The sequence below is a fragment of the Mesorhizobium sp. M1348 genome, assembly GCF_040317925.1.
Classification (GTDB): domain Bacteria; phylum Pseudomonadota; class Alphaproteobacteria; order Rhizobiales; family Rhizobiaceae; genus Mesorhizobium.
On the sequence record NZ_JAMYLH010000001.1, the window covers coordinates 462,527 to 477,622 of the forward strand.

Here is a 15,096-nt window from a genome sequence, read left to right on the forward strand (position 1 = left end):
GCAGCCTTACTTCAGCTCCAGCAACCGCTCCAGATAGCTGCGCTCGATATCGGGGCTGAGCGCGTTGCCGAGCCGCTTGCGGATCGCTTCGAGGATCTGGCGGGCACGCTGCACGTCGATCTCGTCAGGCACTCTCACCGAACTTCCGTCATCGGGACCCTCGCTGGTGCGGGGCCGCCCGAGCGGGTCACGGTCGGCATTCTGCTGGCGCCCGCCCTGCCCGTTGCCGCCCTGGTCGCCTTGCATCGCCTGCAATTGCTTCATCATGTCTTTGGCGCCTCTGCGCAAGGCTTCCAACGCGCGGCCCTGGTGACCGACGGCCTGGTCGCCTTCGCCCTCGCCGAGCGCCTGTTCGGCATTGCCCATGGATTTGCCGGCCTCGCCAAACCCTTCGTTGGGGTCGAGGCCCATGCCTTCGAGGCTCTTCCTCAATTGATCGAGCTCGCTCTGCAGCTTGCCCTGGCCTTCCTGCAATTGCTTCAGCGCATCAGCAAATTCCTGCGGCGTCATCGGCTTCGGCCGGCCGAGCGGATCGCGGTCGTCACCCGGGCCGGGCTTGCCCTGTTCGTCCATCGGGCCTGGCTCACCGTTCTCGCCGAGCTGCTCGTCGCGGTTCTGCCCGCGCTGTTGCTGGCCGCGCTGCATCTGGTCCATGCGGAAAGTGTCGTTCATCATCTCCTGCTGGCGCCGCATGATTTCGCCCAGCTTGTCCATCTGCTGGCGCATCTCGCTGTCCTGCTGGCCGCCTTGTTGCTGGCGGCCTGCCTGCAGATTGTTCATCATGTCCTGCAGCTCGGACAGCAATTGCTGCGCCTGGTCGCGATTGCCGGATTTCGCCAGGTTCTCGATCTGGTCCATCATGCGGTCGATGTCGCTCTGGCGCAGTTCCTGGCCGTTCTGCTGCATCTGTGGCGCATTCGGATTCTGCTGCGCCCGCGCCGCGAATTCCTGCAGGAACTGGTTCATCGCCTCGCGCAGTTCCTTCATCGCCTTCTCGATCTCTTGGTCGCTGGCGCCGTTCTTGATCGCATCCTGCAGCGCCTGCTGCGCCTGGCGCAGCCGCTTCTCGGCCGCCGACAGATTGCCTTCCTCGATGCCGAGCGCGATCTCCCAAAGGTACGCGACCTCGTCGCGCAACTGGTCGTCGCTGTCGGCCATCTTCAGCCGGGTGCGGGCGCTCATGATGGCGAGGTAGTGCGCCATGTTGTCGAACGTGTCTTCGGGCCTAAGCGTGATCGCATCCATCAGGTCGAGTACGCGGTCCTTGGCATAGGCGTCGAGCGCCAGTATGCGGCGCTGCTCGACCACAGCCCGCGCCAATGGATTGGAGAATGGCCGCTCCGGCATCACCAGCGTCTTGGTTTCGCTGGTCGCCGTGTGTCCGGCACCGTCGGTGGCGACAAGCGACAGCTTGACGTTGCCACCGGCCCAGGCATGGTCGGTCAGGTCCTTCGTCGTCTTGGCTGCATTGGCCTTGCCGCCGCGGCGCGGCAACGTCAGCGGCATTTCCGGCGGGCCATAGAGCGGATGCGCGTTGGGCGCCTGCGGATCGGCCAATGCGAAAACCGCCTTGGCGGAGGCCGCGCCATAGTCGTCGTCGATCTGGTAGTTGAGTTCGAAGGCGCCGTTGACGGCGCGCTTCGGCTCGCCGACAAAGCGGATCTGCGGCGGCTTGTCGGGAATTATGGCGAAGGCCCAGCGGCCGAGCTCGCCGTCGCCGGACTGCAGCGTCAGCATGCCGTCGGCCGTCAACTTGCCGCTGAACTGGCGCACGGTTGAAGGCGTTGCCGTATTTGCCTCCGGCTTGCTGGATTGCGGCCCTGTCGGATCGATGGCGCGGCTGTTGCCGCCGGTGTCGGCGTAGCTCAGCGTTTCCTCGCCCGAACCGCCGGTGACGCGCAGTGACACATCGCTGCCCTCCGGAACGGTGAAGGTCGGCGCCGCTTGATTGGCGTTGTTGGCAAGGACCGGGGCGTTGAGGAATACCGGCGGCCTGCCGGTATAGGCCGGCGGCGTCACCCAGGCATCAATGCGCGGCGGCACGACGTCACGCGCGGCACGGGCAACAAAACCGTCGCTCAGCCTGCCGCCCGACGGCCCGAAGGAGAAGGCAAAAGCAGTGACCAACAAAAGCGCGGCAACGGCGCGCAGCGCCCACGGGTCGCGTTCCGGCACGCGTGTGCGCGGCACGTCGCCGCCAAGCTCGCCCAGCCGGTCCGCCATGCGCCTCTGATGCTCGCGCCACAGGGCTTGCGAAAAAATGCTTTCCTTGCCGCTCGGGCGATCGGTCTGGACCTGCACCGGGCTGTGCAGCAATCGGTTGGCCGCCTCGATGCGGCGGTCGACCTCGGCACTGGATGGCGTGCGGAAGAAACGCAGCGGGTAGAGTGCGGCAAGCGCTGCGACACCGAATGCGGTGATGAGACCGATCCGAGCCAGATCGGGCAAGAATGGGAACAGGCCGAGCCACGAGATGCTGAGGAACAGGCTGGCGACGATGATCAGTGGCAGCAGCAATGGCCAGCCGCGTTCGACGATTATCGAGACCTGCGTCCCCAGCCGGCTCAAGGCAAGGCGCCTGGCCAGACTGCGATCGCTGGTGAAGATGGGTCGTTGCGTCATCGGCCCTTCCTGGGCCGGGCGGGATAGCCCGGGCCTCACGAGTCTATCGCATGGGCCCGAAAAGTCGATTTTCGGGAAGCACGATGCGAAGACCTAAAATCTTAGCGCGTACTTCGTGCGTCCAAGCGGATGCACATCGGTCTAAGGATACCAACAAACACGGCGAAGGCGAGGCGGTTCCCCAAAACGTGAACAATAATGCCCCGGATATTGTCAGAATTTCGCCGGATTGGCGTTTGCGCCGCAGACCAGTACGGCAACGCGCTCGCCTGCAGCCGGTGCGTAGCGGCCGGACAGGAGCGCCGCGAAGGCGGCCGCACCGCCCGGCTCGGAGATGATTCGCACGCGGTCCCACAGCGCCGCCTGGGCGGCGATAATGTCGTCGTCGCCGACCAGGATCGAGCGCTCGACGAACGCCTCGGCGATAGGAAACATCATTTCGCCGACACGCTTTGGCGCGAGCGAATCGGCGGCGATGCCCTCAGCCGGCGCGTCGACGGGTCGGCCCGCCGCGAAGGCGCGATGAAGCGTCGGCGCACCCTCAGGCTCGACCGCGATGATCCTGATGCGGCCGGAAAACCAGGCGGCGATGCCGCCGATCAGTCCGCCGCCGCCGACAGCGACCAGCAGGGTGTCGAGCTTCGGCAGGTCGGCCTCGATTTCGAGGCCGAGCGTGCCTTGCCCGACCAGCGTCTCCTCCTGGTTGAAGGCGTGGATCTGCAGCGCGCCGGATTTTTCGGCGAAGCTCTCGCTGGCGGCCAGTGCCTCCGCATAACGGGCGCCGCCGACGATCAGCTCGGCGCCGTAACCGCGGATGCGGTCCAGCTTGGCAGGCGGGCTCACTTCGGGAACAAAGATGGTCGCCTTGTGGCCGAGCCGCATGGCGGCATAGGCGACAGCGGCACCGTGGTTGCCGCCCGATGCGGCGACGACGCCGGCCGCAGGAACCGGCCGTTCGAGGAGATTGGTGAACGCACCACGCGCCTTGAACGAGCCGGAATGCTGCAAGCACTCAAGCTTCAGGTCGACAGGCAGAGGCGGGCGGCCGAAATCGGCCATGTCGACGCGCAGCACCGGCGTGTGGCGCACGAAGGGCCGGATGCGCGGCTCCATTGCAGCGATGCGCTCGCGGGTGATCGTGTGGCCGTGCAGCATGCTTCACTCCCCAAAGTTGACGTTCAGAGTTGACATTACTTAGTAACTTGGCAAAGTACCTAAATGCAAGAGGTCGATGTCTTCAAAGCGATCGCCAACGAGCGCAGGCTGCAGATCCTCGATTGGCTCAAGGACCCGCGCGCGCATTTTCCGCCGCAGGCGGACGGCGATCTGATCGAGGACGGGGTCTGCGCGCTGCTGATCGCGGAAAAGCTGGGGATCACCCAGGCGACGCTCAGCGAGCATATGCGCGTGCTCACCCAGGCAGGGCTTTTGCGTAGCAAGCGCATCAAGCAGTGGATATTCTATCGCCGGAACGAAGACAGGATCGCCGAAACCAGGGCGCTCATTCAGCACCGGCTGTAGCGCTGCAGGGTATCTATTTTTTGTTTGATTATGATCTTTTCCGAGAACCGGCTTCCACTTTTCGCTGACGCGAACCTTCGGTTCGCGATCATGGTCTACTTCAACCAGTCCGGCACCGAATCCAGCCCGATCAATTCGTCATAGGTCTGGCGCGGGCGCACAACGTGGAAGCGGTCGCCGTCGACCAGCACTTCCGGGACCAGCAGCCTGGTATTGTAGGTGCCGGCCTGGACGGCGCCATAGGCGCCGGCGGTGGCGATAGCGATCAGGTCGCCGGATTTCAGCCGGGGCAGGTCACGGTCTAGCCCGAGATAGTCGCCGGTCTCGCAAACCGGGCCGACGACGTCGACCTTCATGCGTGGTGATGCGGCCGGCTGCTGCGCCACCGGCCTGATGTCGTGGAAAGCGTCGTAAAGCGTCGGCCGGATCAGGTCGTTCATCGCGGCGTCGACGACGAGGAAGTTCTTGGCGTCGCCCTCCTTCACGAAGATCACCTCCGAGACCAGGATGCCGGCATTGCCGACGATCAGCCGGCCTGGCTCGAACATCACTTTCAGCCCGAGCTCGGCGACATGCTTTCTGACGATCCGGGCATAGGCATCGGGCAAAGGTGGCGGGTTGTTGTCGACGCGGTAGGGAATGCCAAGGCCACCGCCGACATCGATATGCTCGACGGCATGCCCGTCGGCGCGCAAGGCGCCGACCAGCTCCACCAGCAGCGCAAAGGCGTCGTCGAAGGGCTGCAATTCGGTGATCTGACTGCCGATATGGGTATCTATGCCGGTGACCTTGATGCCCGGCAGCTCAGCCGCGCGCGCATAGACCTTCCGCGCCTGCTGCCAGGGAATGCCGAACTTGTTCTCGGCCTTCCCAGTCGAAATCTTCTTGTGCGTCCTGGCGTCGACATCCGGATTGATGCGCAGCGAGATCGGCGCGATCTTGCCCAGCGCGGTGGCGCGGGCCGACAGCAGCTCCAGCTCCGGTTCGGATTCGACGTTGAAACAGAGAATGCCGGCCGAGAGCGCAAAATCCATTTCGCGCGCGGTCTTGCCGACGCCCGAAAACAAGATCTTGCTTGCCGGGATGCCGGCCGCCAAAGCGCGGCGCAATTCGCCCTCCGAGACCACGTCGGCGCCGGCGCCGAGCCTTGCCAGCACCTTCAGCACGGCCTGGTTGGAATTCGCTTTCATGGCATAGCAGACGAGAGCGTCGAGCCCGGCAAAGGCCTCGGTAAAGACGCGAAAATGCCTGGTCAGCGTCGCCGTCGAATAACAATAGAACGGCGTGCCGACGCTGGCGGCGATGTCTGATATCGCCACGTCCTCGGCATGCAGCGCGCCGTCGCGGTAATCGAAATGGTTCACGAGATTGGTCCGAAAATCAGAGCAGCGGGTCGAGGATGAATTTCTTGTCCTCGACAGGTTTTTCCGGCTCCGGCGGCAAAGGTTGCTTGGCCTTCTCGGCGTCCTTGCGAGCCTGCACGGCTGCCGCGTAGGGCGTATCGAGCGCAGCCTTCCTGCCGCAAGCCGCAACGGTGGCCATTGCTGCCAGCAGCGTCAGCGTCACCAAAATCCTGCTTCCGGTCATCGTGCCATCCGTCCGAAACTGTTGCCCGCAGCCGCTTCTAGCCGAGTTTTGCGGCCATTGCACCCCGCGTCTTACGCCTTGGCGAGCCGCTTTTTCCAGTAGCGGATCTGCTTGCGCACCTCGGACGGCGCGGTGCCGCCGAAGCTTGTGCGGCTCTTTACAGAATTCTGCACGGCGAGAACCGAAAACACGTCGGCGCTGATACCGGGGTAAATGGACTGCAAATCCTCCAGCGAAAGCCTGTCGAGCCCGACCTTCTTGTCCTCGGCCAGCGCCACCGCCCGGCCAGTGATATGGTGCGCCTCGCGGAACGGCAGGCCTAGCGTGCGCACCAGCCAGTCGGCGAGGTCGGTCGCAGTCGAATAGCCGGCGCCGGCCGCCTTTTTCATCGCGGCGGTGTTCACCGTCATGTCGCGCACCATGCCGGTCATTGCCGCCAGCATCAGGTCGAGCGTCTCTGCCGCGTCGAAGACGGATTCCTTATCTTCCTGCATGTCCTTGCCATAGGTCAGCGGCATGCCCTTCATCACCGTCAGCAACCCGACCAGATGGCCGGTGACGCGGCCGGTCTTGCCGCGCACCAGTTCGGCAGCGTCGGGGTTCTTCTTCTGCGGCATGATCGACGAACCCGTCGAGAAACTATCCGACAGCCTGACGAAGCCGAATTGCGGCGTCGACCAGATGATGATCTCTTCGGCCAGCCGCGACAGATGCGTCGCGCAGATCGCTGCTACGCCCAGGAACTCGAGCGCGAAATCGCGGTCCGAAACACTGTCGAGCGAATTGCGCATCGGCTCGCGGAAGCCAAGCGCCTTCGCCGTCTGGTGCCGGTCGATGGGAAAGCTGGTGCCGGCGAGGGCGGCAGCGCCGAGCGGGCTTTCATCCATCCGCTCGATCGCGTCGCGGACGCGAGACAAGTCGCGCGCAAACATCTCGACATAGGCCATGCAGTGATGGCCGAAGGTCACCGGCTGCGCCGCCTGCATGTGGGTGAAGCCAGGCATGACCGTTGCCGCATGCTCCTCGGCCCGGTCCAGGAACGCCGTAATCAGGCCCTTCAGCGCCTCGGCGACGCGAAAGCACTCGTCCTTGACCCACAGCCTGAGGTCGACCGCCACCTGGTCGTTGCGCGAGCGGGCGGTGTGCAGGCGGCCGGCGGCGGGGCCGATCAAATCGGCGAGGCGGGCCTCGACATTCATGTGGATGTCTTCCAGCCTGGTCGAGAACTCGAACGTGCCGGCCTCGATCTCCGCCAGGATCGTGTTCAGCCCGTGAGCGATTTTTTCTTGATCGGCCGCCGAAATAATGCCCGTTTGCGCCAGCATCTGGCTATGGGCGATCGAGCCGCGAATATCTTGCGCATAGAGTTTGCGGTCGAACGAGATCGACGCGTTGATCGCTTCCATGATTGCGGCCGGACCCGAGGCAAAACGTCCGCCCCACATCTGGTTGCTGGTCTTCTTGTCGTTCATCGCTATAACCCGTGCTCCGGAGCAGTTTTTCAAAAATGGCAGACGGCAATAGATTTTTCCCGGCTTTGCGTCTCATCCTCGCCGCTTTGGTTGCGGGCGTGCTGGCCGGCGCGGTCGCGGTATATGTCAGGGAAAGCAGTTCTGGCAACAAGGCGCCCGCGCAAGTGGCCGCCGGCGGCGGCAAGGACGACGTAGCCTGCGCCGCCAAGACCGATCGTGCCAAGAAGATCGCCGCCGCTGCTACCGGCCAGGTTGCCGCGCTTTTGCCGGCGGATCCGCCGCAATCGCTGAAAAGCCTTGCCTTCAACGGCCCCTACGGCAAGCCGACGACGATCGCCGATCATGCCGGCAAGACGGTGCTGCTCAATCTGTGGGCGACATGGTGCGCACCTTGCCGAGCCGAAATGCCGGCGCTCGATGCGCTGCAGAAGGAGATGGGCAGCGATGCGTTTCAGGTTGTTGCCGTCAACGTCGATGCCGGTGACGATGCCAAGCCGAAGAAGTTCCTGGAGGACACCGGCGTCAAGTCGCTCGGCTACTATCGCGATGCCACCATGGCGCTGTTCAACGACGTCAAGACGCGCGGCCTGGCGCTCGGTCTGCCCGTCACCATGCTGATCGACGGGCAAGGCTGTCTGATCGCCCATATGAACGGCCCAGCCGAATGGTCGGGGCCGGATGCCAAGCATCTGGTCGAGGCGGCGCTCCAGCCAGGATAGGATCAGACCGTGCGCAGGCGCGGCTTGAGCACGGCAATGCTTGCGCCGCGTCGGCTGGCGGTGCGGATTGCCGGAGCGGCCACGCCCGTCAGTTCGCCGAATGTCTCGATCGGAGCCGGTTTGCCGAGGTAATAGCCCTGCCCGATCTCGCAAGCCTCGGCGTCCAGGAACTGCAATTCACCCGGCGTCTCGATGCCCTCCGCAAGGACCGGTAGACCGAGACCGCGTCCAAGCCCCAGCACGGCGCGAACGATCGCCGCGAACTGGGCGTTCTTGTCGACCGATTTGATGAACGACCCGTCGATCTTGATCTTGTCGAAGGGAAAGGCGCTGAGGTTGGACAGCGAAGAATAGCCAGTGCCAAAATCGTCCATCGCCACATGCACGCCAAGCGCCTTGACCTGCCTCAAGGTTGCCAGCGCGCGCGGCATGTCCTTCACCAGGGCCGTTTCGGTGATCTCCAGTTCGAGCCTGCCGGGGGCCAGGCCGGATCTCGACAATGCGTCGTGCACCTTGCGGCTGAAGTTCGGATTGTGAAGCTGCACGGCGGAGACGTTGACGGCGACCATCAGCGGGTTTGTCCAGCGAACAGCATCGTTACAAGCCGTCGTCAGCACCCAGTCGCCGATCTGCGCGATTGCGCCACTGTCCTCGGCCACGGGGATGAAAACGGCCGGAGAAATGTCACCCCTCTCAGGGTGCTGCCAACGGACCAGGGCTTCGAAGCCGATCATCCTGCCGCCGCGGATCTCCTTCTGCGGCTGATAGACGAGGTGGAATTCCTTGCGGGCGATCGCCTGGCGCAATTCATGCTCCATCACGCGCTTGTCGCGGGCCGCGGTGCCCATGGCTATCTCGAAAAACCGGTAAGTGTCCCTGCCTTCGGTTTTGGCGCGATGGAGTGCCGTGTCGGCATGGCTGATCAGGCCGGCCTGGTCTTCGGCATCCAGCGGAAAGAACGCGATGCCGATGCTGGCCGAGACGAGGCCGGAGCCGACCGAAACCCTGTTTTCCTCCCGGATCGCCGCTAGCAAGTCCTCGGCTATGCGGCCTGCGGCCAGGGGGTCAGGAAGGTTCGGAGCTATGATGGCAAATTCGTCGCCGCCGAGACGCGCGAGCAACTGGCCTTGGCGCGGAATGCCGGAAATGCAGTGCGCCAGCTTCTGCAGCATGGCGTCGCCGGCGCTGTGGCCGTAGAGGTCGTTGACCTGCTTGAACCGGTCGAGGTCAAGCAGCAGGAGCGCCAGATATCCATCCTTGCCGCCACGATCCATCGAGGCGAATTCTGCTTCCAGCCGGGAAGAAAAGCTCCGCCGGTTGGCAAGCCCGGTAAGTGGATCGAAATGCGCGAGGCGGAGGATCTCTTCTTCCGCCTTCTTGCGCTCACGGATGTCGCGAACGGCAAGCACCGTATGAGGCCTGCCGCAGTAGGTGATCTTCCTGGCGATCAGCTCGACAGGAATTCTCGTGCCGTCGATGGCCCTTAATTTTGCTTCCTGCGCCTGTTCGCCGAAGCCGGACATATCGGCTGCGCTCCGTCCGTCGAAAAGCTCGCCGAGTTGCATCGTGTTGAGGGTGGCTGTCGCTGTTCCGGTCAGCTTCGCCATACTGTCATTGGCGCTGACGATGCGGGTGCCATCGCAAACGATCAGACCTTCCACCGCCGCATTGGCGAGATCGTGCATGCGATCGGCCTCGAGCTTCTGGCGGCGAAAGCGCAGGTCGATCCACAGGGCGGTGCCCGACAGCACAAGGATTATCAGGCTGGCGACCGCTGCGGCAAAGGCCTGGGAAACGGGATCGATTGAATGTGCCGATATTTCAATCGAGGAATCCGGAATGATCGACACCGCGGCCATCGCGATGAAATGCAAGCTGCAAATCGCCAGCGTCAAAAGCGCGGCGCCGCCAAGTGTCGCGAGCGCTGACGGGCGGCGCAAGACGACAACGAGCGCCAGTGCCGCAAGGGTCACGCCGGCCAGAAGCGATATCGCGACAAGGAGCAGGTTCCATACGACCCGGCCTTCGACCTCGAAAGCCGCCATGCCGATGTAGTGCATCGTCGCGATGGCGCCGCCCAGAATGGCGCCGCCGACGAGGAAATGGTCGATGCCGCGGCGCAAGGTGGCGACCCACATCCCAAGCGCGGTCAGGATGACGGCGGCGGCAAGCGAAAAGGCGGATAATCCCGGATTGTATGCGTTCGGTATTCCCGGCGTAAACGCGGTCATGGCGATGAAATGCGTCGCCCATATGCCGAACCCGGTCGAAGCCGCGGCGATCATCAGCCAGATAAGCCGGTTTCGGTCAGTCGATCGGCCGACATGCTTAAGGAGATTAACTGCTGAGAAACAAGAAATTCCACAGACGAGTGCAGCAAGTGCAACCAGTCTCAGGTCGTGCTGATTTACGATACAATTATAGACCGTCAGCATCCTGGTTCACTCGGTCTGCCAAAACTAACAGGGGAGGTGTGACCGATTAGCACCTGGAGATTTTAACGAATGGTTAACCCGTGGGCGGTGAGGCGGACCTTTTCAGGGGAAAACCAGGCAGTTGCTTCGTACCGTGTGGTCCGCGCTAGACCTCGGCTGCCGCACCGATGCGCCTGCCTAAATCAGGGCAAGATCGCTGCCCCGTATCGCTGTTCCCGCTTGTCCACAGCGCTCCCGAGGCACAGCAGAACTGTCACATACTTTCTCTAAGAGACGGCGAAGGAGCCTGCGCAACGATCCTTCAACAAGCCACTCAATAGGGAATGAGATTCATGTCGATGATCAAAAACGGCTTGGCGGCTCTCGCCGTCGGCGCAAGCACCGTTTCATTGGCGCTGCCCGCCGCCGCCGCGCCGGTCAAATTCGACTTCTGGTTCGGCCTTTCGGGCGATCTCGCCCGGGTCGTCGATACGCTGTGCAAGAATTTCAACGCATCGCAGTCCGACTATGAAGTCGTCTGCACCAGTCAGGGCAATTACGACGCCACGCTGCAGAATACCATCGCGGCGTTCCGTGCCGGCAAGCAGCCGGCCGTCGTTCAGGTCTATGATGTCGGCACCGCCACCATGATGCTTTCGGGCGCATCCAAGCCAGCCGACAAGCTGATGGAAGAGAACGGCTATAAAATCGACTACAGCGACTATTTCCCCGGCATTGCACGCTATTACGCGACCTCTAAGGGCGAGATGCTGTCGTTCCCGTTCAACTCGTCGACCGCGCTGATGTACTGGAACAAGGACGCCTTCGCCAAGATCGGCAAGACCGAAGCGCCGAAGACCTGGGAAGAGGTTGGCACCGACCTCCAGGCGATGAAGGACGCTGGCTACGATTGCCCGATGGCGATCAACATCTCCGCCAATGAAAGCTGGCAATTGATGGAGCAGTTTTCGGCCATCCACAACCAGCCCATCGCAACCAAGGACAACGGCTATGACGGCCTCGACGCCCGCCTCGAGGTCAATAAGACCAAGTTCGTCCAGTATGTCGGCGACCTGAAGAAGTGGTATGACGCCGGTCTCATCAAGATCAAGTCCAAGGATCTCGGCCAGGACATGGTCCAGGCCTTCGCGTCCGGCACCTGCCAGCTCATCCTGACCTCGGTCGGCGACCACGGCACCGTCGGCAAGACGCACAAGGAAGGCATGAACTGGGACGTCGCCGAACTGCCGGTCTATGCCGGTACGGAACGCAAGAATTCCCTGGTCGGCGGCGCCTCGCTCTGGGTTCTCTCCGGCAAGTCAGACGAGGAATACAAGGGCGCTGCCGCCTTCCTCAACTTCATCCACGATCCCAAGACGGCGCTGTTCTGGTCGACCAACACCGGCTACATTCCGGTGACGAAGTCGGGCTTCGATTATATGAAGGCCAACGGCTTCTACGACAAAGCGCCGTACAAGGGCCGTGAGACCGCGATTGCCAGCCTGACTGCTTCCGAGCCGACCGACATCACCCGCGGTATCCGGCTTGGCAACTTCACCCAGATCCGGGCCGAGTTCGGCACCCAAATGCAGGCGATCTTTGCCAACAAGGTCAGCGTCCAGGACGGCATCGATACGCTGGTCAAGAACGGCGACGCCATACTCGACCGGTTCCAGCAGACCTATCCGAATAAGACGCTTCCCTGACCGGCAGGATCGATGAGGGCCGGCTGCCGACGATCGGCGGCCGGCCGTCTCACATCCTGGAAAACAGCTGATGGAAAAACGCGTTACTTTCAGCAGATGGACGGTCGGTATCCTTTTTGCGGTGCCGCAGCTGCTGTTGATCTTCACCTTCTTCTATTGGCCGGCCGGCCAGGCCGTGTACTGGTCGCTGACGCTGCAACAGCCTTGGGGCGGCGGCAACATCTGGGTCGGGCTCGACAATTTCCGCTCGATCCTGTCCAGCGCGGACTACTGGAAATCGATCACGGCCAGCCTTGTCTTTGCCGCGATCAGCACCGCCATTGCTATGGTCGTCGCGCTTGTGCTCGCCGCCCTGACCGACCGGCAGCTGGCCGGCTCGCGTTTCTACCGAGTGGTATTGATCTGGCCGTACGGCATTGCCGCACCGGCGCTGGCGCTCGCCTTTCGTTTCATCCTGGCGCCCGAAGCCGGGTTCATGGCCGTCGTCAATCAGGCGTGGCAGGGGTTCTGGGATCCGGGCCTCGACGGCGCCGACGCCATGGCTTCGATCATCGCCGCCTTTTCCTGGAAATATATCGGCTACAACTTCATCTTCTTCCTGGCTGCCTTCCAGGCCATCCCGCGCTCGCTGATCGAGGCCTCGGCCATGGACGGCGCCAGCGTCGTCAGGCGCTTTTTCGACATCCAGTTTCCGCTGATCACGCCGACGATCTTCTTCCTGCTTGTCATCAACATCACCGAAAGCTTCCAGGATTCGTTCGGCATCGTCGACATCATGACATCAGGCGGGCCGGCGAATGCGACCAATCTGATGGTCTACAAGATCTATGCCGATGGTTTCAGGGGCCTCGATTATTCGGGTGCCGCCGCGCAGAGCATAATCCTGATGCTGCTCATCATCGTGCTCACGATCTTCCAGTTCCGCTTCATCGAGCGGCGTGTGCATTACCGATGAGGCGGCCATGGTAGAGCGCACTCCGATCCTCAATTTCATCACGCATGTCGTCCTGTTTCTCGGCTTTGTGCTGGCCGTCGCCCCCTTCGTGATCGTTGCGATCGCCTCGTCGCATAATCTGAAGGACGTCAACGACGTACCGATGTCGCTGCTGCCGGGCAGCGACTTCTGGACCAACATCAAGACGGCATGGACGACGGCAGACCTCGGTCCGAAGCTGCTCAACAGTTTCATCTTTGCCGCCGGCGTTGCGGCCGGCAAGGTCATCATCTCGGCGCTCACTGCCTTCTCGATCGTCTATTTCCGCTATCCTGGCCGCACCTTCATCTTTTGGCTGATCTTCGTCACGCTGATGCTGCCGCTCGAAGTGCGCATCGTGCCGACCTATGCGGTGGCGGCCAATGTGCTGTCGCCCTATCAGGCGATACTCGACGTCACCGGCGTCAGTTGGCTGATCGAGACTATATCGGGCGTGCAGGTGTCATTGAGCTTCGGGCTGCTCAACTCCTATACCGGCCTCATCCTGCCGCTGATCGCGACTGCCACCGGCACCTTCCTCTACCGCCAGTTCTTTCTCACGGTGCCCGACGAGTTGACCGAGGCTGCCCGGATGGACGGCGCCGGGGCGCTGCGCTTCTTCATCGATATTCTTTTGCCGCTGTCGCGCACCAATATGGCGGCGCTTGGAACCATCATGTTCCTGTGGGCATGGAACCAGTATCTCTGGCCGCTGCTGGTCACCACCGATCAATCGCATGCCACGGCGGTGACCGAGCTCAAGCAGCTTATACCGAATGTCGGCGGCATTCCCGAGTGGAACATCGCAATGGCCGGCACGCTGATCGTCATGCTGCCGCCGCTGATCGTCGTCGTGGCGATGCAGCGCTGGTTCGTGCGCGGCTTGATCGCCACCGAGAAGTAATTTTTTATCCGCTATAGGAAGGAAATGGCCGATGGCCTCCATCACCATTCGCGACGCCAGGAAAAGCTACGGCAAATCACAGGTCGTGCACGGCGTCGATCTCGACATCCAGTCGGGTGAGTTCGTCGTCATCCTCGGCCCCTCGGGTTGCGGCAAGTCCACGCTGCTCAGGATGATCGCCGGACTGGAGGAGATTTCCGGCGGCGAGATCGCGATTGATGGCACTGTCGTCAACCGGCTGGAACCGCGCGAGCGTGGCTGCGCGATGGTGTTCCAGAACTATGCCCTCTATCCGCATATGAGCGTGGCGCAGAATATCGGCTATTCGCTGAAAGTGGCCGGCGTTCTCGCTGCCGAGCGCAACGAGCGTATCCGCGCTGTCGCTCGCATCCTGGAACTCGAGCCGCTGCTCGACCGCAAGCCGGCGGCACTGTCAGGCGGCCAGCGCCAGCGCGTCGCCATGGGGCGCGCCATGATCCGCGAACCGAAGGTCTTTCTGTTCGACGAACCGCTCTCCAATCTGGATGCCAAGCTGCGCGTCCAGATGCGCTCGGAGATCCGCAAGCTGCATCGCCCGCTGAACGCCACGTCCGTGTTCGTCACGCATGACCAGGTCGAGGCGATGACGCTGGCCGACCGGCTCATCGTCATGAATGGCGGCCGGGTCGAACAGGTCGGCACGCCAGGCGAGGTCTACAGCCGCCCGGCCAGCCGCTTCGTGGCGACCTTCGTCGGTGCCCCGGCGATGAACGTGCTGGAAGGCTCGGTCGAACTCGACGGTCTTTCGTTGCTCGGCGGCAGCCGGCGTCTTGCCATTCCGCGGGTCGGCCTGCCCGTCGGCACGCAGGTCGCCGCGGGCATCCGACCGGAGGCGGTGCGTCTCGTTGCGCCCGGCACGGCGGGCGCGCTCGACGCCACCGTCGACTTGGTCGAGGAGCTGGGCGCCGGCCGCGTCGTCTATGTGGATCTCGACGGGGCGTCCTTCTGCGTGGCGACACCTGAGCCCGTACACCCGGCGCCCGGCACACCCATCGGGCTGAAATTTTCGCCTGAAGACATGCATTTTTTCTCGTCCCAGACCGGAAGCCGCCTTGATGTCTTCAATGCTTCCGTACCGGTCCCCGCACACTGATCTGTAGCCGTCCACCGCTTGCTCCCGCCGGCTCCAGATCGTCAGC

At 62.8% G+C, this 15,096-nt stretch carries 12 protein-coding genes; 6 read left to right on the forward strand and 6 right to left on the reverse strand.

All coding sequences use genetic code 11. The features are described 5' to 3' along the window. Positions 1 to 6: 6 nt before the first annotated feature. Both NKH13_RS02365 and NKH13_RS02370 read right to left on the reverse strand, forming a co-directional pair. Positions 7 to 2,622, reverse strand: coding sequence for a TIGR02302 family protein (locus tag NKH13_RS02365; protein ID WP_352910361.1), 2,616 nt, complete (start codon positions 2,620 to 2,622; stop codon positions 7 to 9). A 213-nt stretch (positions 2,623 to 2,835) separates the two neighbouring features. Then, entirely contained in the window at positions 2,836 to 3,777 is a 942-nt protein-coding gene (locus tag NKH13_RS02370) for a threonine/serine dehydratase (protein ID WP_352714177.1), read from the reverse strand. Between the two features lie 63 nt (positions 3,778 to 3,840). Here NKH13_RS02370 and NKH13_RS02375 point away from each other — a divergent pair, with 63 nt between their 5' ends. After that, positions 3,841 to 4,143: an ArsR/SmtB family transcription factor gene (locus NKH13_RS02375; protein WP_352714176.1), complete on the forward strand. Its 303-nt coding sequence runs from the start codon at positions 3,841 to 3,843 to the stop codon at positions 4,141 to 4,143. A 95-nt stretch (positions 4,144 to 4,238) separates the two neighbouring features. Here the strand turns inward: NKH13_RS02375 and lysA are convergent, their stop codons facing one another. From lysA to argH, 3 genes are all read right to left on the reverse strand, one after another. Then, on the reverse strand, positions 4,239 to 5,507 hold the full coding sequence (gene lysA, locus NKH13_RS02380; protein WP_352910363.1) for a diaminopimelate decarboxylase: 1,269 nt from the start codon (positions 5,505 to 5,507) through the stop codon (positions 4,239 to 4,241). 16 nt (positions 5,508 to 5,523) lie between these two features. After that, positions 5,524 to 5,730 carry a hypothetical protein gene (locus NKH13_RS02385; RefSeq protein ID WP_023677931.1) on the reverse strand — a complete coding sequence of 69 codons (207 nt, stop codon included), beginning with the start codon at positions 5,728 to 5,730 and terminating at the stop codon, positions 5,524 to 5,526. 71 nt (positions 5,731 to 5,801) lie between these two features. Further along, complete coding sequence (argH, locus tag NKH13_RS02390; protein ID WP_352910364.1) at positions 5,802 to 7,202, reverse strand: argininosuccinate lyase; 1,401 nt, start codon at positions 7,200 to 7,202, stop codon at positions 5,802 to 5,804. Positions 7,203 to 7,237: 35 nt separating this feature from the next. On the opposite strand from argH, the gene tlpA reads away from it, so the two are divergent. Next, positions 7,238 to 7,921: a thiol:disulfide interchange protein TlpA gene (gene tlpA / locus NKH13_RS02395; protein ID WP_352910367.1), complete on the forward strand. Its 684-nt coding sequence runs from the start codon at positions 7,238 to 7,240 to the stop codon at positions 7,919 to 7,921. 2 nt (positions 7,922 to 7,923) lie between these two features. Here tlpA and NKH13_RS02400 read toward each other — a convergent pair whose 3' ends face one another. After that, on the reverse strand, positions 7,924 to 10,356 hold the full coding sequence (locus NKH13_RS02400; protein WP_352910368.1) for a bifunctional diguanylate cyclase/phosphodiesterase: 2,433 nt from the start codon (positions 10,354 to 10,356) through the stop codon (positions 7,924 to 7,926). A gap of 332 nt (positions 10,357 to 10,688) precedes the next feature. Between NKH13_RS02400 and NKH13_RS02405 the strand changes: the two genes are divergently transcribed. From NKH13_RS02405 to ugpC, 4 genes are all read left to right on the forward strand, one after another. Next, the gene (locus NKH13_RS02405) at positions 10,689 to 12,041 is read left to right on the forward strand and encodes an extracellular solute-binding protein (protein ID WP_352910370.1); all 1,353 of its coding nucleotides are present in this window, start codon (positions 10,689 to 10,691) and stop codon (positions 12,039 to 12,041) included. Positions 12,042 to 12,111: 70 nt separating this feature from the next. Next, positions 12,112 to 12,996, forward strand: a complete 885-nt coding sequence (locus NKH13_RS02410; RefSeq protein ID WP_352910373.1) for a carbohydrate ABC transporter permease — start codon at positions 12,112 to 12,114, stop codon at positions 12,994 to 12,996. Between the two features lie 7 nt (positions 12,997 to 13,003). Beyond that, positions 13,004 to 13,918: an ABC transporter permease subunit gene (locus NKH13_RS02415; protein WP_352910376.1), complete on the forward strand. Its 915-nt coding sequence runs from the start codon at positions 13,004 to 13,006 to the stop codon at positions 13,916 to 13,918. 31 nt (positions 13,919 to 13,949) lie between these two features. Then, the gene (gene ugpC, locus NKH13_RS02420; protein WP_352910379.1) at positions 13,950 to 15,050 is read left to right on the forward strand and encodes a sn-glycerol-3-phosphate ABC transporter ATP-binding protein UgpC; all 1,101 of its coding nucleotides are present in this window, start codon (positions 13,950 to 13,952) and stop codon (positions 15,048 to 15,050) included. Positions 15,051 to 15,096 lie beyond the last annotated feature (46 nt).